The organism is Ligilactobacillus agilis DSM 20509 (genome assembly GCF_001436215.1).
Lineage (GTDB): Bacteria > Bacillota > Bacilli > Lactobacillales > Lactobacillaceae > Ligilactobacillus > Ligilactobacillus agilis.
This window is the reverse complement of sequence record NZ_AYYP01000053.1, coordinates 1-315: the sequence shown is the minus strand read 5'-3', so window position 1 is coordinate 315 and position 315 is coordinate 1. Positions and strand designations below refer to the sequence as shown.

At 37.8% G+C, this 315-nt stretch carries 1 protein-coding gene; it reads left to right on the top strand.

What is annotated here, in order from left to right; translation table 11 throughout:
• The coding region (locus FC14_RS06105; RefSeq protein WP_162258663.1) for a transposase domain-containing protein at positions 1-238 on the top strand (238 nt) is incomplete at its 5' end.
• Between the last annotated feature and the right edge of the window lie 77 nt (positions 239-315).

Here is a 315-nt window from a genome sequence, read left to right as displayed (position 1 = left end):
TTTTGTGATTTTACGGCCTTTTTTTACCAATAACGTCCAATTATGGAGTGCTTACGCTGGAGCAAAAGCTAACGCAATCTGGTACAGCTTAATCCAAACGGCGAAATTGAATGGACTAGATGTCACTAAATATCTCAACTATATCTTTTCATTACTAGAACAGCGAAAAGAGGTTGATGTTGAGGCTTATTTGCCATGGAATTCCGAAGTCAAAGAAAGCTGCGTCGTCGCAAACTAAAAGACCGTAAATTCACATTTTGATTGTGGTTTTATGGTCTTTTTTTGCCAATAACGTCCAATTATGGAGTGCTTACT